The 18808-nt window shown below is 62.0% G+C and carries 18 protein-coding genes; 7 read left to right on the forward strand and 11 right to left on the reverse strand.

What is annotated here, in order from left to right:
• Positions 1-20: 20 nt before the first annotated feature.
• From ACS3QZ_RS11105 to ACS3QZ_RS11130, 6 genes are all read right to left on the reverse strand, one after another.
• Positions 21-974, reverse strand: a complete 954-nt coding sequence (locus ACS3QZ_RS11105) for a calcium/sodium antiporter (protein WP_456037881.1) — start codon at positions 972-974, stop codon at positions 21-23.
• A 171-nt stretch (positions 975-1145) separates the two neighbouring features.
• A complete protein-coding gene (locus ACS3QZ_RS11110) occupies positions 1146-1943 on the reverse strand; it encodes a S49 family peptidase (protein ID WP_456037882.1) in 798 nt (265 codons plus the stop codon).
• A 112-nt stretch (positions 1944-2055) separates the two neighbouring features.
• Positions 2056-2817, reverse strand: coding sequence for an ABC transporter permease (locus ACS3QZ_RS11115; RefSeq protein WP_093091084.1), 762 nt, complete (start codon positions 2815-2817; stop codon positions 2056-2058).
• Entirely contained in the window at positions 2814-3743 is a 930-nt protein-coding gene (locus tag ACS3QZ_RS11120; RefSeq protein WP_456037883.1) for an ABC transporter ATP-binding protein, read from the reverse strand. Before ACS3QZ_RS11120 ends, ACS3QZ_RS11115 begins: the two co-directional genes overlap by 4 nt.
• Before the next feature lie 103 nt (positions 3744-3846).
• Positions 3847-4377 carry an SRPBCC family protein gene (locus tag ACS3QZ_RS11125; RefSeq protein ID WP_456037884.1) on the reverse strand — a complete coding sequence of 177 codons (531 nt, stop codon included), beginning with the start codon at positions 4375-4377 and terminating at the stop codon, positions 3847-3849.
• A 72-nt stretch (positions 4378-4449) separates the two neighbouring features.
• The gene (locus tag ACS3QZ_RS11130) at positions 4450-5325 is read right to left on the reverse strand and encodes a crotonase/enoyl-CoA hydratase family protein (RefSeq protein WP_456037885.1); all 876 of its coding nucleotides are present in this window, start codon (positions 5323-5325) and stop codon (positions 4450-4452) included.
• Positions 5326-5571: 246 nt separating this feature from the next.
• Between ACS3QZ_RS11130 and ACS3QZ_RS11135 the strand changes: the two genes are divergently transcribed.
• Complete coding sequence (locus ACS3QZ_RS11135; RefSeq protein WP_093091092.1) at positions 5572-6033, forward strand: MaoC family dehydratase; 462 nt, start codon at positions 5572-5574, stop codon at positions 6031-6033.
• Between the two features lie 23 nt (positions 6034-6056).
• Positions 6057-7259 (forward strand): acetyl-CoA C-acyltransferase, encoded by a 1203-nt coding sequence (locus ACS3QZ_RS11140; protein WP_093091094.1) that lies wholly within the window; start codon positions 6057-6059, stop codon positions 7257-7259.
• Between the two features lie 60 nt (positions 7260-7319).
• Here the strand turns inward: ACS3QZ_RS11140 and ACS3QZ_RS11145 are convergent, their stop codons facing one another.
• Together ACS3QZ_RS11145 and ACS3QZ_RS11150 are read right to left on the reverse strand one after the other, a co-directional pair.
• Positions 7320-7916, reverse strand: coding sequence for a ferric reductase-like transmembrane domain-containing protein (locus ACS3QZ_RS11145; RefSeq protein ID WP_456037886.1), 597 nt, complete (start codon positions 7914-7916; stop codon positions 7320-7322).
• A 4-nt stretch (positions 7917-7920) separates the two neighbouring features.
• Entirely contained in the window at positions 7921-8409 is a 489-nt protein-coding gene (locus ACS3QZ_RS11150; RefSeq protein WP_093091096.1) for a peptidase associated/transthyretin-like domain-containing protein, read from the reverse strand.
• A gap of 157 nt (positions 8410-8566) precedes the next feature.
• Between ACS3QZ_RS11150 and ACS3QZ_RS11155 the strand changes: the two genes are divergently transcribed.
• Positions 8567-9022, forward strand: a complete 456-nt coding sequence (locus tag ACS3QZ_RS11155) for a YHS domain-containing (seleno)protein (RefSeq protein WP_456037887.1) — start codon at positions 8567-8569, stop codon at positions 9020-9022.
• Positions 9023-9076: 54 nt separating this feature from the next.
• Here ACS3QZ_RS11155 and ACS3QZ_RS11160 read toward each other — a convergent pair whose 3' ends face one another.
• The 3 genes from ACS3QZ_RS11160 to ACS3QZ_RS11170 are packed head-to-tail and all read right to left on the reverse strand — an operon-like array spanning position 9077 to position 13427.
• Positions 9077-10147: an acyl-CoA dehydrogenase family protein gene (locus ACS3QZ_RS11160; protein WP_456037888.1), complete on the reverse strand. Its 1071-nt coding sequence runs from the start codon at positions 10145-10147 to the stop codon at positions 9077-9079.
• Positions 10148-10150: 3 nt separating this feature from the next.
• Positions 10151-11338, reverse strand: coding sequence for an acyl-CoA dehydrogenase family protein (locus tag ACS3QZ_RS11165; RefSeq protein ID WP_456037889.1), 1188 nt, complete (start codon positions 11336-11338; stop codon positions 10151-10153).
• A gap of 1 nt (position 11339) precedes the next feature.
• Complete coding sequence (locus ACS3QZ_RS11170) at positions 11340-13427, reverse strand: 3-hydroxyacyl-CoA dehydrogenase NAD-binding domain-containing protein (RefSeq protein ID WP_456037890.1); 2088 nt, start codon at positions 13425-13427, stop codon at positions 11340-11342.
• A gap of 193 nt (positions 13428-13620) precedes the next feature.
• Here ACS3QZ_RS11170 and ACS3QZ_RS11175 point away from each other — a divergent pair, with 193 nt between their 5' ends.
• The 4 genes from ACS3QZ_RS11175 to ACS3QZ_RS11190 all read left to right on the forward strand — a co-directional run bounded on the left by ACS3QZ_RS11175 (position 13621) and on the right by ACS3QZ_RS11190 (position 18803).
• A complete protein-coding gene (locus ACS3QZ_RS11175; RefSeq protein ID WP_456037891.1) occupies positions 13621-15306 on the forward strand; it encodes a long-chain-fatty-acid--CoA ligase in 1686 nt (561 codons plus the stop codon).
• Positions 15307-15343: 37 nt separating this feature from the next.
• Entirely contained in the window at positions 15344-16174 is an 831-nt protein-coding gene (locus ACS3QZ_RS11180; RefSeq protein ID WP_456037892.1) for an IclR family transcriptional regulator, read from the forward strand.
• Positions 16175-16241: 67 nt separating this feature from the next.
• Positions 16242-17036, forward strand: coding sequence for a phytanoyl-CoA dioxygenase family protein (locus ACS3QZ_RS11185; RefSeq protein WP_456037893.1), 795 nt, complete (start codon positions 16242-16244; stop codon positions 17034-17036).
• A gap of 180 nt (positions 17037-17216) precedes the next feature.
• Positions 17217-18803, forward strand: coding sequence for a calcium-binding protein (locus ACS3QZ_RS11190; RefSeq protein ID WP_456037894.1), 1587 nt, complete (start codon positions 17217-17219; stop codon positions 18801-18803).
• Positions 18804-18808: the final 5 nt, after the last annotated feature.

Below are 18808 nucleotides of genomic sequence, written 5' to 3' on the forward strand. Positions count from 1 at the left end.
GACTGCCCTCCTTCAGATCGTCACGAAAGGACGATCATCACATAGGTAAGATACATCAGGGTCAGGGCGATGCCCCAGACCCGATTTATATCCTGCCGGAAGAATACGAACGGCACGATCAGGATCGACGCACCCAGCATGACGAACAGGTCGAATTCCAGCTCCTCGATATCCACCGGGATCGGAGCCACGATCGACGTGATGCCGATAATGGCCAGCAGGTTGAACATGTTCGACCCGATCACGTTGCCCAGCGCCACGTCCGCCTGTCGGCGCAGAGCCGCCATGACCGTCGTTGCCAGTTCCGGCAGCGATGTACCTAACGCCACCAGCGTCAATCCGATCACCACTTCCGAAACCCCATAGCGGCGGGCAATCACCTCGGCATTGTCCACCATCAGGTCCGCCCCCAGCGGCAACCCGACCAGCCCCAGCACCAGGAAGACGATAATCCGCCACCACGGCATGTCCGGGTCCGCGCCTTCAAGCTCTTCCTCGTCCTCGACGACAAGCCCTTTGGCCTCCTTGCGGTGCTTGCGCGCGGCCATGAACGCGTCCCCAAGCACAAAAGCTAGCGCGCTCAGCAGCACGATCCCCGACCAGAAGGTGAAAATGCCGCGATAGGACAGGCAAATGAACAGGATCGACGCCGCGATCATGAACAGATAGGTGCGCCGCGTGTTGCAATGGCTGGTGTGCAGCGTCGCCAGAATTGCCGGAACCCCCAGCACCAAAAGGATATTGGCCGTGTTCGATCCGACCACATTGCCCATGGCAATACCGGGCGCGCCCTTCAGTGCCGCTTGCAGTGAAATCAGCAACTCGGGCGCCGAGGTGCCAAAGGCCACTATGGTCAAGGACACGATCAGCGCCGGAATTCCGATCCTGAGCGACAGGTTGACCGCGCCGCGCACCAGCGCGTCCCCGGCCAAAAGCAGGATTACCAGCCCCAATGAGACGAGAACCCACTCCATGCTTACCCCTTGCCCTTCTGGCAGGGACAGGGCCCCTTGCCGATCCTGTAGCGCCCGCAGCTCGGGCATTTTGCCGATTGTAACCGTTTCTGCCCCGGAAAGCGCAGCTTTCCGAACATGGCCAGCACTGCCATGCCCACCAGGAACAGAGAGACAATCTTGATGATCACGTCAGAGGCCAAAACGCGCGTATTCCGCCCGCTCCTCTATCCCGGCCAGTGCATCCTGCGCCACGTTGGCGCCAAAGCGCTGCCAGACCGAGCGGCGCACGCCATAACGGCGCAGCTTGACGTCCTTGCCGAACTTTTCCTTGAGCACGGGCACCATGTGCCCCAACCCGTCGATCAGGCCCAATTTTTCTGCCTCACGACCGATCCACACCTCGCCGGTGAACAGCTCCGGCACATTTTCGAGTTTTGCCCCCCGGCGTGTCTTCACATGCCGGATAAAGCTCGCATGGATCTGTTCGAGCAATGCCGTCAACCGCTGCACGTCTTCCGGTTTCTCGGGCTTGAACGGGTCCAGCATCGACTTGGATTTCCCAGCCGTGTGCACCCGCCGCTCAAGCCCTTGCCGGGACAGGAACACATGCGCCCCGAATCCAGCCGAGATCACCCCGATCGAACCGACAATCGAATTGTCATCCGCGTAAATCTCGTCCGCCGCCGCCGCGAGCCAATAGCCCCCCGACGCCGCCACGTCTTCGACAAAGGCAAAGACGGGAATGTCCTTCTCCTCGGCCAGCCGCCGGATGCGGTTGCCGATCATCGAGCTTTGCACCGGGCTGCCGCCGGGCGAATTGATCTCCAGAGCGACAGCCGCAGGTTTGCCCCGGCGGAACGCTTTTTCCAGCACCGGACCCAATGCCGCGTCGTTCAACGGGCCACGCGGACCGCTTGCAATCATGCCACTCAGGCGCACAACAGCCACGGTCGGTGGCGATTTGACGAAAGGGATCCAGCGTTTCATGTCTTCGGATGTAGAACGCCCCGCCCCCTTTCACAAGGCAAGGGTTCAACGAAACCTGCCGTGTTGAGGAAATATTGACGCGACGAAAGCCCGCCCGGCCTTGAGGAGTGCCCTAACTGCGAATGCGCCACCCGGTCTTGAAGATCCACCAGATCACTCCAAGGCACAACGCCGTGAACCCGGCAATCGCCAAAAGGCTCATCCCGATCGGCACGTCCGCGACCCCGAAGAACGACCAGCGAAACCCGGAAATGAGGTAGACCACCGGATTGAACAGCGTGATCTTCTGCCAGATCGGCGGCAGCATCGAGATCGAATAGAAGGACCCGCCGAGGAACACCAGCGGCGTCACCACCAAAAGCGGTACGAGTTGCAGTTGTTCGAAATTCCCGGCCCAGATGCCGATGATGAACCCAAAAAGCGCGAAACTCAGACACGTTAGAACAAGAAAGGTAAGCATCGCCAGCGGGTGCTGGATCTGCACGTCCACGAACAAGGCCGCCGTGCCCAGAATAACCAGCCCGATAAACAACGCCTTGGTCGCCGCCGCCCCAACGAACCCCAAAACGATCTCAAGGAAATTCACCGGCGCGGACAGCAATTCATAGATCGTGCCGATGAATTTCGGGAAATAGATACCAAAGGACGCGTTCGACAAGGCCTGTGTCATCACCGACAGCATGATCAGCCCCGGCACGATGAAGGCGCCATAGCTCACGCCTTCGACCTGGTCGATGCGGCTGCCGATGGCGGCACCAAATACGACGAAATACAGTGATGTCGAAATCACCGGAGAAATGAAACTCTGCGCAATCGTTCGAAAGAACCGGGTCATTTCAGAAACATACATCGCGCGGATCGCTGCCCAGTTCATGCCGCGCCCTCCTTGACCAGCCCGACAAAGATGTCTTCAAGGCTCGATTGTTCCGTGTGGATGTCGCGCAAGGACAACCCGGCGGCCGACAAATCGCCCAAGAGCCGCGTGATCCCGGTGCTTTCACCCCGTGTGTCATAGGTATAGCGCAGCGCCTGCCCGTCATCGGCAAGCTCCAGCCCATAGGCGGCCAGCGCCTCAGGCACGGCCTCAACCGGCTCCTGCAGGTCAATCTGCAGGCACTTCTGCCCCAGCCGCTGCATCAACGCCGTCTTTTCCTCGACCAGCAAGAGCTGCCCGCCATTGATTACGCCAACCCGGTCGGCAATCGCCTCGGCCTCTTCGATATAATGCGTTGTCAGGATGATCGTCGTACCCTGTGCCTTCATCTCGGCCACGATCTCCCACATCTCCTTGCGCAGCTCCACGTCCACGCCCGCGGTGGGCTCATCAAGGAACAGCACCTCGGGCTCATGGGCCAGCGCCTTGGCAATAAGGACCCGGCGCTTCATGCCCCCCGACAGTTCCAGAACCCGCGCGTCGCGTTTATCCCAAAGCGACAGTTGTCGCAGGATACGTTCGATCAGCGCGTCATCCTTGGGCTTGCCAAACAGCCCGCGCGAAAACGCGACCGTATCTCTGACCTTGGAAAAGGGTTCCAGATTGATCTCCTGCGGCACCAGCCCAATCAGCCGTCGCGCCGCGCGATAGTCGCGCACCACGTCATGCCCACCAACGGTGATCGTGCCCGACCCCGGGTTGGTGATACCGCAAATTGTTGAAATCAAAGTGGTCTTTCCAGCACCATTTGGCCCGAGCAATGCCAGTATCTCGCCCTTGCGGATCGACAGGGTCACGCCTTTCAGCGCCTCGAACCCGCCCGCATAGGTCTTTCGCACATCACTTATGTCGACAATCGTTTCCATCAGTCCCCTCACGCCTTCGCCCGCGCAAGGTATCACCCTCGCGCCAAAGGCCAAGTCGCAAACCAAGAGACCAACCTGTGCGTTCGCGCAGGGTCGACGGCGCTCAGCCGCCCCTAAGCCGCTTGAACAGGCCTTTCTTTTCGCCCTGCTCTTCTGCGGCGTTCTCCGGCGCGCCCTCAGGCTCATCGTCCGCAGGCCCCTCCAGATGCTCCTGAAGGTTGGTAAAGAACTGATCTGCCATTTTCTTGGCAAACCCGTCGATCAGCCGCGAGCCCAGCTGGGCCAGCTTGCCCCCGACTTTCGCATCCACCTCATAGCTCAGCAAAGTCCCGGTTTCGCTTGCCGCCAGGGTCACGTCCGCCCCCCCCTTGGCAAAACCTGCTGCACCGCCCTTGCCTTCACCGGTCAGTGTCAGGCTTTCCCCTTCGATCATGTTCGAGAGCACGACCTGCCCCTTGAATGTCGCTTTCACGGGGCCAACCTTCTGCACCACCACGGCCTCGAACCCGTCCTCGGGCGTCCCGGTCACTTCCTTGGCACCGGGCACACAGGCCTGCAGCACATCCGCACTCAAAAGCGCCGCCCAGACCTCGGCAACGGGGGCCGCGATTTCGCGCTCATCGCTCATATGCATGGGGTGGTCCTCCTCATCTCAACGCGTCGCCAAACTAGGCCCGGCAGACACCCCGCGCAACCAGACCAAGGTCTAACGATTGCGCCGGGGCATTTCCTCGTTAGTGGTCCAGTCAAACGTGCCCTCATCGCGTTCACGCACCGCCTGTTTCCAGCCCATCTGCTCGGAGCGTGCCTTGAAATTCATACCCTCGGGTGAATGCCGCGTGATCCCATCGAACACCGTGGCAAGTCGCTGCGTCTGGTTGATCCCGGCCATCTCCACGGCTTGATTGATCACCATCTTCTGCATCGCCAACTGGTTGATGGGCACGCTCGCCATCCGCGCCGCCAATGCCTCGACCTCATCATCCAACGCGTCCTCAGGCACCGCCTTGAGCACAAGACCCATATCCGCCGCCTCGCGCCCGGTGATCTTGTCCCCGGTCAACAGCATGCGCTTGGCCTTTTCCGGCCCCAGCCGATAGACCCACATCGCCGTCGTCGGACAGCCCCAGACCCGCGCCGGCATGTACCCGATTTGCGCATCCTCGGCCATGATCGTCAGGTCGGCACAAAGCGCGATGTCCGAACCGCCCGCCACCGCAAACCCATGCACCTTGCAGACCACCGGCTTCATCGCAAGGAACAGACTCATGAAGTCCTGTGTATTCTTCCACATGAACTGGTAGTCCTGCATCGGGTCCCACGGCATCTCCTGCACCCCCGGATTTGACCCCTCCGCCTGGGCAAACTCGGTCAGGTCATAGCCCGCGCAAAACGCCTCGCCTGCCCCGGAAAGCACCATGACATGTACCTCGGGGTCAGCCTCGGCCTCCGCCACCGCCGCCGCGATCTGGCCGGGCATTGCCATTGAAATCGCATTGCGCACGGCAGGGCGGTTCAACGTGATCCGCCCAATCCGCCCGTCCTTTTCATAGCGCACGTGCACCTCTTCAGCCAAAGTCATTGCAAGCCCTCCCTGATCGACTTTCACCCCGCAACTTTGCCGCTCTGAACCCCGTTTTGCCCAACCTGACGTGGCGTCTCTTTTTTTTCACCCACCCACCAATCCCGTGCTTTCCCCCTGAAAAATCGTGGCAATTAGCTTATTTCCGCTGTGCGGAATTGCATTCCGCAGATTGACACAAGCCAAAAAATTCGCTCTCATCCGCCCATAGCAACGAAATGACCAAATTTTCAGGGAGCCGGACCCATGATTGCCAGCCTGCTTGAGCCCAAAGAGGGCGTCGGCCTTGAATACGGCCTGTCCAAGTGGATTCGCATCGATCAGGCCATGATTGATGCCTTTGCCGACACCACAGGGGATCACCAGTACATTCACACCGACCCGGAAGCGGCCAAGGAGTCGCCCTTTGGCGGCACCATCGCGCACGGGTTCCTGACCCTTGCCCTCTTGCCGCAGATGGTGGCCGAGGCCGTCCCCAAGACCGCCAATGCCGAAACCGGGGTCAATTACGGTTTTGACCGCGTCCGCTTTGTCGCCCCGGTGCGCTCGGGGTCCGAGATTCGCGGCCGCTTTACGCTGGCGCGCTACAGTGAACCCCAGCCCGGCGTTCAGGAAATGATGTGGAACGTCACAGTCGAAATCCGTGGAGAGGACAAGCCCGCCCTCGTGGCGCAGTGGAAAAACCTCTTCTTCGAGAAAAAAGCCTAATCACCAGCAACAGGACAAGACCCATGCGCGACGCCCTTATTGTCTCCACCGCCCGCACCCCGATCGGCAAGGCCTATCGCGGTGCCTTCAACAACACGCAGGCCCAGGAGTTGATCGGCCACGCCGTTAGCCACGCTGTGTCACGCGCCGGTCTCGAAGGACACGAAGTTGACGATTGCATCGTTGGTGCCGCGATCCAGCAGGGCAGCACCGGGGGCAATATCGCGCGTCAGGCCGTGATCCGCGCAGGACTTCCGGTATCTGTGGCGGGCATGTCGCTCGACCGCCAATGCGCCAGCGGCATGATGGCAATTGCCACGGCGGCCAAGCAGGTTGTGCATGACGGTATGGATGTCGTCATCGGCGGCGGCGTCGAATCCGTTTCACTGGTTCAAAACCAGAACATGCGCACCGACCGCGCGGGAGATCCGTGGATCAAGGAACACAAGCCCGCACTCTACATGACCATGCTGGAAACCGCCGAGATTGTCGCTGACCGCTATGGCGTCACCCGCGAGGATCAGGACGCCTATGCCCTGCAAAGCCAACAGCGCACCGCCGCGGCACAGACGGCAGGCAAATTTGATGACGAGATCGTGCCCCTGACCTCGTCGATGGGCGTGATGGACAAGGAGACCAAGGAAATCTCGTTCCACGAGGTGACGCTAGAAAAAGACGAAGGCAACCGCCCCGGCACAACGCTTGAAAATCTTCAGGGCCTGCAGCCCGTGTTCAAGGATGGGCAGGTCGTGAAACAAGGCCAGCACATCACCGCAGGCAACGCCTCGCAACTGTCTGATGGTGCCTCGGCCTCGGTTGTAATGGAGGCCAAGCTGGCCGAACAGCGCGGCCTGACCCCGCTGGGGCGCTATGTCGGTGTCATGGCCGCCGGGCTGGAACCCGACGAGATGGGTATAGGCCCGATCCACGCAGTCCCTAAGCTGCTCAAGGCGCATGGGCTGACCATGGACGATATCGGCCTCTGGGAGCTCAACGAGGCGTTCGCCTGCCAGGTGCTGCATTCCGCGCGCGTGTTGGGCATCCCGAACGAATTGCTCAACGTGAACGGCGGCGCGATTTCCATCGGCCACCCCTATGGCATGTCCGGCGCGCGCATGGTCGGCCATGCGCTCATCGAAGGCAAACGCCGGGGCACGAAATACGTGGTCTGTACCATGTGTGTCGGCGGCGGCATGGGCGCGGCGGGTCTTTTCGAAGTTCTCTGAACACCGTTTCAACGGTGAACTCTTCAGGCGGCGCCCCGGTGCCGCCTTTTCTTGCGCCGATCAGCGTTGACGGCGCAGCAGTACAACCCAGACGCGCCGTCGCAGAACCGCCCCAACTGTCACCCAGATCAGAACAGTACACAGCACAGACTTGGAAACGGTCTCCATGGTGCCCTCGATCAACAGGGCATGCACCACGCTCCCAACCATGATTACGAGGAACAGTGCGGTGTGCAGGATGCGCCACAAGCGCGGGCGCATGGGTGGCCCCATCGCCGCCAAGCCCGCCGACAGGACCAACGCCCACATCGCCAATACACCCCAGACGGAAAACGGCGTGGGCGAGCGGAACAACAATGCGTCGATCACGTCCGGCGGGCTGGTCAGCCACAGCCCCGCCACATGCACCCCCACCAGCGTCAGAACCAACAGGCCGACCCACCTGTGCACACGCCGCGCCCTCTGGCGCAATAGCCCCGGCAGCTCCGCCGCCGCCAGCAGCGGCTGAAAAACCATGACCGTCATCGCCAGTATCCCTGCAAAACCCGCCACGACATAGGGCGCGTCCCGCCACTGTAACAGCGGGCTCTGCGTGGCCAGCGCAAACGGCACCATCAGAACACAGGCGCCCGTCCCCCAGATCGCCAGACTGCGCACCTGCTCAGACCGGGTTAAGCACAAAATCCGCCCGAAGTTTTGTGTCCTTCGAACTCTTCATGACAGGGCGCAGGAACACCGTTTCAAATTCGCCGCTGTCATAAGCCAGATGCCCGTGAGGCTGGCCGAACGCGGGGACGATCTGGGGCATCTCCAGCCGGAATTCGCCCTTATCATTGGTCAGCGTCGCGCCATGGCTGTGCCAGTCGCGCTCGTGCCCTTCGGTGGTATGCGCCCAGATCTGGATGCGCTGCCCCGCCAGAGGCGCCCCGTCGCCCGCGCGTCGGACCGTCCCATACATCCAGAACCCGCCGCCCCCGATCCGTTCGACGATCGGCGCTCCGGGGCGGTAATTGTTCGCCCCGCCCCGCATCGAGCGCGTTGGCGCAAGCGACTTGGCCCGCGCCGGCGCCAATAGCCCCGACCCGCCCGTCATCAGCGCAGCCCCCCCGGTGACCAACGCGCTCCGCCGTGAAAACAAATGTCTCGCCATCGGGCATCCTCCGAAACGTGAACTCCTGGCCTCACCATAGCGCAAAAGCGCCTCACAGCCGAAGCCGCCATGTTCACGAAGCGATCACACCTCGGTCAGGTGGGGTCCTCTTGACGAAATATCTGCCTAATCTCCATTGCAGATCAGGAGGACCGACATGCTGACACGCCGTACCACCCTTGGCCTTTTGGCCACCGCCCCACTGGGCCTTGCCCTCGCGCCCCGCGCCGCGCTTGCGCGCGAGCCCGAAGTGTTTCAGAATCCGCTGGCCATCAACGGCTATGACCCCGTGGCCTATTTCACCATGCAGAAACCCGTTGCCGGGAGCGATGCCCACAAGCTGATGTGGAACGGCGCGAAATGGCTGTTTGCCAGCGCCGAAAACGCCGCAACATTTGAAGCCAATCCGCGCGCCTATGCCCCTGTCTTTGGGGGCTATTGCGCCTACGCGGCGTCCAAGGGCTATCTCGCCCCCACCATTCCAGAGGCATGGACGATCCACGAGAACACACTCTACCTCAACTACAACCTGCGCGCACAGGAGCTTTGGCGGCAGGACATCCCCGGCAATATCGCCAAGGGGCTGGCAAACTGGCCCGGAATCCTTGGGTGAACAAAAAGGCGCGGCCCAAAGGGGCCGCGCCAGTGTTGTCCGAAAAGCGACGGATCAGGCCGCGTAGCCCGCCATCACCCGGCTCAGATGATAATCGGTGTCGCCAAGCTGCGCGTCCAGCATCACCAGACGTTTGGCATAGTGGCTGACGGCATATTCCCATGTCATGGCGATCCCGCCATGCATCTGGATTGCCTCTTCCGCCACCAGTCGCGCCGCGCGGCCCACCATGTTCTTGGCCATCGACGCCGACAGCGCAGCATCGTCACTGCCCAGGTCGGCCGCCGCCTTGATCGTGATCGAGCGCGCCTGCTCGATCTCGGTCAGCATGTCGACAGCGCGATGCTGCAACACCTGGAACTTGCCGATCGGCACGCCGAACTGCTTGCGCTGCTTGAGATAATCCACGGTCATGGCATGGGTCACATCCATCGCCCCCACCGCTTCCGCACAGAGCGCCACGATCCCGGCATTTACCGCGTCTTCCAGTGCCGCCGACGCATCCGCCAGCAACAGACGCCCCGGCGTGTCGTCCAGCAACACCTCTGCCGCGCCGCCGCCATCCATCATGGCATAGCCCGTCACGCTGGCATCCCCGGCCTGCACCTCGAAAAGAGCCACAACGCCGTCCAGCTTGGCCGCAACAAGGAACACATCCGCGACCTGCCCGCCATAAACGGTGCTCTTGCGCCCGCTCAGGACATGGCCATCGCCCCGCGCGCTGGCCGTGGCCGCGATGTCGTTCAGGTCATAGGGCGCGTCCAACTCGGTGATCGCGACCGCGTATTTCGACGCGCCCGAGAGCAATGCCTCACTGTCTTCCCCGGCAGCGCTCAACAGCCGCGCTGCCATCGCCGCGCCAAGCACGGGCTCGGGGCACAATGCGCGCCCCAGCGCCTCGAACACCACCGAGATATCAAACCCGGTGCCGCCAAAGCCGCCCGCGTCCTCATCGGCCAACGCGAACAACGCGCCCAGTTCCACCAGCTGATCCCACAGCGCGGGGTCATGAAACGGCGCCTCATAGGCCACCTTGTTACGGCGCTCCACCGGGTATTGATCCCCGAGAAAACGGTTCAGCGTGTCCGACAGCATCTGCCGGTCTTCGGTCAGGTTGAAATCCATCTCTCAGAGCTCCAGCATGGTTTTGGTAAGGATGTTGCGCTGGATCTCATTTGATCCACCGAAAATCGAGGTTTTGCGGTTGTTGAAATAGGTCGCCGCGCTGTGGGCCGTATCGGGCGGTCCGAACATGAGGTTGCCGTCATTCACAAAGCCCGGGAAGGGCGCCGCCGCCGGACCCAACGCCCGACGCGCCAGATCGTTCAGTTCCTGGTTGATCACCGTCCCCTTGATCTTGAGGATCGAGGTTTCCGGCCCCGGCGCGCCCTGTTGCTGCGCCTGGAACAGCATCCGCAGGTTGGTGATCTTCATCGCCTCAAGGTCAATCTCGGCCCGCGCGATCCGCGCCGCAAAAAGCGGGTCCTCGATCAGCGGCCGCCCACCCCGACGCACCTTGCGCGCCAGCGCCTTGACCTCTTCCAGCGCCTGCATCGACGCGCCCACTCCGGCAATGCCGGTGCGTTCATGGGTCAAGAGGTACTTGGCAATCGTCCAGCCCTTGTTCTCCTGACCAACGAGGTTGCCATACGGCACCCGCACATCCGTAAAGAACACTTCGTTGACCTCGTGCCCCCCTTCGATCAGCTTGATCGGGCGCATCTCGATACCCGGTGTCTTGAGATCAACAAGGATGAAGCTGATGCCTTCCTGCTGCTTGGCCTCCGGGTCGGTCCGGCACAGGCAGAAGATCCAGTCCGCATGCTGGCCAAGCGTCGTCCATGTCTTCTGACCGTTGATCACCCATTCGTCGCCCTCGCGCACCGCGCGGGTCTTGAGCGAGGCAAGGTCCGATCCGGCGCCCGGTTCCGAATAGCCCTGACACCACCAATCCGTGCCATCCAAAATGCGTGGAAGGTAATGGTCCTGCTGTTCCTTGGTTCCAAATTTCTGCAGGACCGGCCCCAGCATGCCCAGACCAAAGGGCACGATCCTCGGCGCATAGGCGCGGTTGCACTCCTCGTCAAAGATATGCTTCTGCACCGGGCTCCAGCCGGGGCCGCCAAACTCCTTGGGCCAGATCGTCGCGAGCCAGCCCTTGCTGTTCAGGATGGCGTGCCATTCTTCCATGGTCGCCTTGTCCAGCTCCCCTCCCGCGCGCACCGCATCCGAGATATGCGCGGGCAGGTTCTCGGCCAGAAAGGCCCGCACCTCGTCGCGAAACGCGATTTCCTCGGCGGAATAACTCAGGTCCATCTCATTTCCCCCTGTTCATGTCGGCGAATGTGCTGCCATCCTCGGCCATGCGGCGCAGAATTTCAGGCACCTGCCAGTAATACGCGTCTTCCTGCGCATAGGTTTCAATCCGGCGCACAAGTTCCGCAGCGCCAATCGTGTCTGCATAATGCAGCGGCCCGCCGCGGAAACGCGGGAAGCCATAGCCCATCAGGAACACCACATCGACGTCGACGGGGCGCAGCGCGATCCCGTCTTCCACCACACGCGCGGCCTCGGAAATCATCGCCGTCATGTAACGGTCCACGATCTCTTCATCGCTGAAATCGCGCGGCGTAATGCCCGCCTTGGCGCGTTCTTCGTCGATAATGGCGTTCAGGTCCGGGTTCTCAAGCGTCTTGCCATCCTCGTAGACGAAATACCCTTTTCCAGTCTTGCGCCCGTTCCAGCCGTTCTCGCTCAACCGGTCGGCAATCGCCCCGCCATAGCGTTCTTCGGCGGGCCGCGTCGCTTCAAGACGCTTGCGTGTCATATAACCGATGTCCAGCCCCGCAAGGTCGCCCACGCGATGCGGCCCCATGGCAAAGCCAAACCCTTCCAGCGCCTTGTCCACCTGATCCGGGTGCGCCCCGTCCTGCACGAGATAGCTCGCAGTCTTAAGGTAATGTCCAAGGATACGGTTGCCGATAAACCCGTCGCACACTCCCGCACGCACGGCGACCTTCTTCATCCGCTTGGCCAGCGCAAAGCCCGTCGCCACGACCTCGGGTGCGGTCTTGGCCCCGACCACAACCTCCAGCAGGCGCATGATATGCGCAGGCGAGAAGAAATGCAGGCCCAGCACATCGGCAGGGCGGCTGGTTTCGGCGGCGATCTCGTTGATGTCGAGATAAGACGTGTTCGAAGCCAGAACCGCCCCCGGTTTACAGATCGTGTCGAGCTTGCCAAAGATCTCTTTCTTGATCTCCATCTTCTCAAAGACGGCCTCGATCACCAGATCCACGTCCGCCAGCGCTTCCAGCCCGACCGCCGGTGTCAGGTTTGCCAGCGCGGCGTCGCGTTTCTCGGCGCTCATCTTGCCGCGTTTTACCGCGCCATCCAGATTGCCGGTAATCGTCTTCACCCCGCGCTCAAGCGCCTCTTCGGTGACTTCCACCAGCGTCACCGGCAGGCCCGCCATCAACGCCGAGGTCGAAATCCCCGATCCCATAGTGCCGCCCCCAATCACGCCGATGCTGCCAATGTCGCGCGGCGCGGCCTTTTTCTCGGGGATATTCGCCACGGCCCGCTCGCCAAAAAAGGCATGGATCATGCCCCGGCTCTGGTCATGCGCAAGGCACTCCATGAAGGCGGCGCGCTCGATCTTCATGCCCGCGTCGAAATCCCCCATCGAAGCTTCAATCGCGTCGATGCAGCGCACCGGCGACAACAACAGCGGCGATTTCTTTTTCACCATCGCCCGTGCGGCGGCAATTGCCTCTGCGTCCGCCACCGTTTCAATGTCGCGCGTGCGGCGTGTCTCCAGTGTACCCGCCACCACATCCTGTGCGGCCTTGAGCGCCACGTCTCGCGGCTCGCCCTCGTCGATCCGGTCGACCAGCCCCATCTTGAGAGCCTCGGCCACCGACACCTGCCGCCCCGTAAGGCTCATGTCCAGCGCGGCCGCAATTCCGGCCAGACGCGGCGCCCGCTGTGTGCCCCCGGCCCCGGGCAACAGACCCAGATGGATTTCGGGCAGACCAACCCGCGCGCCCGGCAAAGAAACACGCGCATGGCACGCCATGGCGAGTTCCAGCCCACCGCCCAAAGCCGTGCCGTGAATGGCACAGACCAGAGGGACGCCCGAGGCTTCGACGATGTCATAAAGCTCCGGCATCATCGGCGCCTGCGGCGGCTTGCCGAATTCGGTGATATCTGCCCCGGCGACAAAGGTCCGCCCGGCACAGTAAAGCCCGATGGCCTTGGCGGTGCCACCCGCGTTGATCTCCTCCACCGCGTGCTGAATGCCCCGGCGCACCGCCACGCCGCCCGCGTTCACCGGGGGGTTGTCGATACAGATCAGGGCAACGTCGCCCACCATTTCCGTCGAAACCTTTTGACTCTCGTCCATCTGCGTCTCCTCCTGCGCCCACACGCCAGCCACACGCGCCAGCGCGGTCAAATTCCTTCTGACATGGCCCCCTGCCAAGTCTTTTTGATTTGTTGCACCCTTGATTTCACCCGTCAATCGTGCGGAAATCAATTTCACGATGCGGAATAAATAACGTAACGGCACATTGTCGGTCACGCATATGAGGGGGGACATGCGCTTGTTTCTGGATGATACCATACCACGGCGTCACATCTCGTCGCCCGAGGCGCGCCAACCGGACTTCTGGCCCACCGGAAAACCGTGGGATTACGAGATTCCCGACACCACCATGGATGCCAACCTCGAACGATCTGCCGCACGGCTGGGCGACAAGACGGCGGTGATCTATCAGGGCAACGAGATCAGCTATGCGGATCTCTGGCACAAGGCCGAGGCCATGGCGGGCTACCTGCAACAGATCGGTCTCGAGCGCGGCGACCGGGTGCTGATCTATACCCAGAACTGCCCGCAACATATCATCGCCTGTTTCGGCGTCCTGCGCGCAGGCGGCGCGGTGATCCCGGTCAACCCGATGAACCGAAGCGCCGAGCTTGACTATCTCGTTGCGGATACCGGCGCCAAAATCGCGATCTGCGGGCTGGAACTGCTCGACAACATCTTGCCTGCCCTGAAACGCGGCGATCTCACCCATATCATCGGCGCGCGCTATGCGGACATGGCCGATCCCGGCTTTGACCTGCCCATCCCCGGCGCGGCGGAAACCACGTCCGAAGCCGAAGCCAAAGCCCTCGGTATCACCGGATTTGCAGCGGCGTTGGCTGAAAACCACGCCCCCGCGCCCCGGATCACAACACCGGACGATCTCTGCGTGATCCCCTACAGTTCCGGCACCACCGGCCAGCCCAAAGGCTGTGTACACACCCACCGCTCTGTCATGTGTTCCCTCGTGGCCGGTATCCTGTGGAACCCGGTCGACGAGACCACCGTTCACCTCGGCGCGCTGCCCTTCTTTCACGTCACCGGCATGCAGAACGGCATGCACGGCCCCCTGATGACCGGCGGAACACTGGTGATCCTGCCGCGTTGGTCGTCGAAACTGGCCGCCGCACTGATCGCGCGCTACCGCATTGCCCGCTGGCGCTCGATCGCGACCATGGCCATCGACCTCGTGAACGATCCGGACTTTGACAGCTACGACCTCTCCAGCCTCGAAATGATCGGTGGCGGCGGCGCAGCCATGCCCGCCGCCATCGCAGGCAAGCTCAAGGACATGCTGGGACTCGATTATGTCGAAGGCTACGGCCTCTCTGAAACCATGGCCGCAACCCATGTGAACCCCATTGATGCACCAAAACCGCAATGCCTTGGCCAACCGCTCTACCAGGTCGATTCCCGCGTGATCGACCCTGACACCGGCGCCGAACTGGCCCATGGCGAGGTGGGCGAGATCATCATGTTTTCGCCCCAGAACTTCACCGGCTACTGGCAGCGCCCCGAGGAAACTGCCGAAGCCTTTATCCAGATCGACGGCCTGCCCTTCTTTCGATCCGGCGATATCGGCTATCGCGACGCCGACGGGTATTTCTTCATGGTCGATCGCGTGAAACGCATGATCAACGCCGCCGGGTTCAAGGTCTGGCCTGCCGAGATCGAAATGCTCATGCTGCATCACCCGGACATCGCCGAAGCCTGCGTCATCGGCGCCACCGACCCGCGTCGGGGCGAATGCGTCAAGGCCGTGGTGGTCGCGCGCGTCGGGGTGACCCCAACTCAAGACGAGATCATCGCGTGGTGCCGGACCCAGATGGCCGCCTACAAATGCCCCTCCATCGTGCAATTCGTCGATGCCCTGCCCAAATCCGGCGCGGGCAAGGTCTTGTGGAAAGACCTCACATGACCGATAGACTGCGCCACCAAATGCCCAAGGCTTCGATATGAGAAAACGCCTCCCCACCTCGGACGGCCCCGCCGCGAAATCCACGGAAACGGACCGCCAGTTCGTCACCGCCCTGTCGCGTGGCCTTGATGTGCTGCGCGCCTTTCGCCCCGACGACCGCGCCGGGCTGTCCAATCGTGACCTCGCCCAGCGCACCGACCTGCCCAACTCCACCGTTTCGCGCCTGACCTACACGCTGATGCAGGGTGGCTACCTTCTTTATGATGAGCAGACCGGGCGCTACCGGATCGGCATTCCAGTCCTGTCGCTCGGATTTGCCTGCCTCGGCTCGATCCCGATGCGCGACGAGGCCAAGAAACACATGCAACGCCTTGCCAACGAGGCAGGTGAAGGCGTGCAGGTTGTCATGGCCGCGCGCGACGGGCCGACCATGGCCTACCTCGCCGTGGCCCGCGCCCCCAACAGCGTTGTGTCCATCCAGCTCGGCGTCGGCTCGCGCGTGTCCCTTGCGCGCACCGCCTCGGGGCTGGCCTATTTCGCCGGCAGCAGCCCCGCCGAACAGGCCGAGATCGAAGCCGAACTCGAAGACCACTACGGACCCGATGCCTGGCCCGCGCGCCAACACAGCCTGCATGCGGCAAAAGACGAGTTGGCCGCCCGCGGTTTCATCGCGGATTACGGCGACTGGCACACCGGGGTGCATACCGCCGCTGTGCCTTTCCCCTCCCGCTCCGAAGGCACGCCCAACATGGCTTTTGCCTTTGGCGGCCCCTCCTCGTTTCTGCCCCGCGAGCGGGTTGAGACCGAACTGGGCCCCCGGCTTGTCGAGATGACCCACAGCCTGCGCCACCACCTCGCGCACGGATGATCCGCCCTTGACCTCCCCGCGCGGCGCGCCCACTGTGCCGCCCGGTCCGGCAACAGGAGACACCGCCATGGTCACGGTCACACAATCCGATATCGACGCCTTTCAGAAAGACGGCGTCGTCCTGATCCGGGGGCTTTTTGCCGATCATGTCGAGACCCTGCGCGCCGGTGTGGCCCGCAACATGGCCGAGCCCGGCCCCTATGCCTCGGAAAACGAGAAAGCAGGCGAGTCGGGGCGATTCTTCGATGATTACTGCAACTGGCAGCGCATCCCGGAGTTCCGCGAGGTGATCGAAACCTCCCCCGCCGCCGAAGTCGCCGCGAAGCTGATGCAGTCCGAAAGCGTCCAGATGTTCCACGATCACGTCCTGGTCAAGGAACCTGGCACCTCGATGGCGACCCCCTGGCATACCGACGGCCCCTATTACTTTGTCGAAGGCAAACAGACGATCAGCTTCTGGTCCCCCCTCGACCCGGTCGAAGACGCCACCCTGCGCATGGTCGCCGGATCCCACCGCTGGGAAAAACCCGTGCTGCCGACCCGCTGGGTCAGCGAAGAAAGCTTCTTTCCGAACGAAGATGACTACATGCCCATCCCCGATCCGGATGACGAGGGCATGAAGGTGCTGGAATGGCCCATGCAGCCCGGCGACGCCGTGGCCTTCAACTATGATGTACTGCACGGTGCACGCGGGAATACCTCGACCACCCGCCGCCGCGCCTTTTCGCTCCGCCTTCTCGGCGATGACGCGCGTTATGTCGAACGCCCCGGTCGTACCTCGCCGCCCTTCCCCGGTCATGACATGACACCCGGCCAGAAACTGCGCGAAGACTGGTTCCCGGTGCTTTGGCCGACCCCTTGAGCGTTGCTGCCAATCGGGAAACAGTTAATTTATGATTCAGCGTTTCCATTGACCGACGCGTACAATTCGCCTCATTCTCGACATTATTGCGCCATATTTGCGTTCAATTCATGAAAGCGAGGCACTGCCACGCCCATTCTTCCGCCGGTGATTCCGAATCCCGAAGACGTGATATTCCGTTTGCCGACCCTCAGCGACGCCGAGATCATCGCGGCTGCCGGGCCTTACGATTTCACGATCGACGACACCGAGTCCGTTATCGTATTCGCAGACGTCGCAGTGCTGTTTTATGGAACAGAAAACGACAACGTGTTCACCCTGAATGACGGACGCGGGGTTTTCGTTGCGCGCGGCGGCAACGACCTGTTGTTCGGCGGCGCCCAGAATGACATCGCCTTTGGCGGAGATGGCAACGACACGCTCTATGGTGGCGAAGGAAACGACCTGCTCTTCGGCGAAGAGGGGAACGATCTCATCGAAGGCGGTGGGGGAAGCGATATCCTCTATGGCGGCATGGGCGCCGACACGATCCTTGACGAGGGCAGCGCGGACTACATCGATGCCGGCGCCGGCTCGGACAGCGTGGTCGGCGGCGAAGGCAATGACACCGTCCTGGGCGGTACCGGCAACGATGTCCTGTATGGGGGGATCGATCACGACATCCTGCACGGTGAGTTGGGGAATGACACCCTGTACGGCCAATTCGGGCATGACACCATGTTCGGTGGGGCGGGGTCTGACTGGATGTATGGCGACCTCGGCAACGACCTGATGTCCGGCGGCGGCGGAAATGATCGCATGTTTGGCGGGGATCACAACGACACCATGGGTGGCGGCAGCGGCCACGACGTGATGCGTGGCGGAAATGGCAACGACATACTCGATGGTGGCGAGGGCAATGATCTGCTGATGGGAAGCGCCGGCCACGACAGTCTGATGGGCGGTACTGGCTCGGATGTTCTCAAAGGGGGGTGGGGCGCCGATCACTTGGACGGTGGCAACGGCGCCGATACCCTGATTGGCGAGGGTGGCGCAGACGTTCTCTATGGCGGCAACAACGACGACAGCCTCAATGGCGGCGCACATGACGACACCCTTTACGGCGACGCCGGAACCGACACCTTGACCGGTGAAGATGGCAACGACGTGCTTTGGGGCGGAGCGGCACGCGACTTCCTGCGCGGCGGAGACGGGGACGATTCCCTGATGGGCGGCTCCGGCAACGATTACATGCGCGGAGGCAACGACGACGATACCTTGCTGGGCGGCGATGGAGAGGACTTGATCGAAGCCGGCAGCGGTTCGGACTTTGTCTCGGGCGGCGATGGCGACGATACGATTTTCGGCAATATCGGAGATGACACCCTGCGGGGGGAACGCGGCAATGATGCCATGCATGGCGGCGACGGCAATGACTTGATGTTTGGCCGCCAGGGCAATGACACGCTTACCGGAAGCAGCGGCAACGATGTCCTGTTTGGCGGAGACGGCAATGACTATCTTCGCGGGGGTGTCGGCAATGACATTCTACGCGGTGGCGCAGACGCGGATCAGTTCGTGTTCCGCGATACGGTCAACAACGGTCTGGATGTGATCCTCGACTTTGAAGACGGCATTGACCTGATCCGCATCGCCTCGGCCAACCATGGCTACACCGTCACCGGCACAGCCGATGGCGCACTCGTTGAGATGGACAACGGTATCGATTTTGTACTGACCGGCGTAAATGCGGCGTTGATCACCGACGACGACTTCGTATTCGTCTAGACCGA

It is taken from the genome of Shimia sp. W99 (assembly GCF_053851455.3).

What these genes read in the sequence shown, in the direction of transcription:
- ACS3QZ_RS11105 (WP_456037881.1), bottom strand. Translation starts at nt 974, where the DNA reads ATGGAGTGGGTTCTCGTCTCATTGGGGCTGGTAATCCTGCTTTTGGCC.
- ACS3QZ_RS11110 (WP_456037882.1), bottom strand. Translation starts at nt 1,943, where the DNA reads ATGAAACGCTGGATCCCTTTCGTCAAATCGCCACCGACCGTGGCTGTT.
- ACS3QZ_RS11115 (WP_093091084.1), bottom strand. Translation starts at nt 2,817, where the DNA reads ATGAACTGGGCAGCGATCCGCGCGATGTATGTTTCTGAAATGACCCGG.
- ACS3QZ_RS11120 (WP_456037883.1), bottom strand. Translation starts at nt 3,743, where the DNA reads ATGGAAACGATTGTCGACATAAGTGATGTGCGAAAGACCTATGCGGGC.
- ACS3QZ_RS11125 (WP_456037884.1), bottom strand. Translation starts at nt 4,377, where the DNA reads ATGCATATGAGCGATGAGCGCGAAATCGCGGCCCCCGTTGCCGAGGTC.
- ACS3QZ_RS11130 (WP_456037885.1), bottom strand. Translation starts at nt 5,325, where the DNA reads ATGACTTTGGCTGAAGAGGTGCACGTGCGCTATGAAAAGGACGGGCGG.
- ACS3QZ_RS11135 (WP_093091092.1), top strand. Translation starts at nt 5,572, where the DNA reads ATGATTGCCAGCCTGCTTGAGCCCAAAGAGGGCGTCGGCCTTGAATAC.
- ACS3QZ_RS11140 (WP_093091094.1), top strand. Translation starts at nt 6,057, where the DNA reads ATGCGCGACGCCCTTATTGTCTCCACCGCCCGCACCCCGATCGGCAAG.
- ACS3QZ_RS11150 (WP_093091096.1), bottom strand. Translation starts at nt 8,409, where the DNA reads ATGGCGAGACATTTGTTTTCACGGCGGAGCGCGTTGGTCACCGGGGGG.
- ACS3QZ_RS11155 (WP_456037887.1), top strand. Translation starts at nt 8,567, where the DNA reads ATGCTGACACGCCGTACCACCCTTGGCCTTTTGGCCACCGCCCCACTG.
- ACS3QZ_RS11160 (WP_456037888.1), bottom strand. Translation starts at nt 10,147, where the DNA reads ATGGATTTCAACCTGACCGAAGACCGGCAGATGCTGTCGGACACGCTG.
- ACS3QZ_RS11165 (WP_456037889.1), bottom strand. Translation starts at nt 11,338, where the DNA reads ATGGACCTGAGTTATTCCGCCGAGGAAATCGCGTTTCGCGACGAGGTG.
- ACS3QZ_RS11170 (WP_456037890.1), bottom strand. Translation starts at nt 13,427, where the DNA reads ATGGACGAGAGTCAAAAGGTTTCGACGGAAATGGTGGGCGACGTTGCC.
- ACS3QZ_RS11175 (WP_456037891.1), top strand. Translation starts at nt 13,621, where the DNA reads ATGCGCTTGTTTCTGGATGATACCATACCACGGCGTCACATCTCGTCG.
- ACS3QZ_RS11180 (WP_456037892.1), top strand. Translation starts at nt 15,344, where the DNA reads ATGAGAAAACGCCTCCCCACCTCGGACGGCCCCGCCGCGAAATCCACG.
- ACS3QZ_RS11185 (WP_456037893.1), top strand. Translation starts at nt 16,242, where the DNA reads ATGGTCACGGTCACACAATCCGATATCGACGCCTTTCAGAAAGACGGC.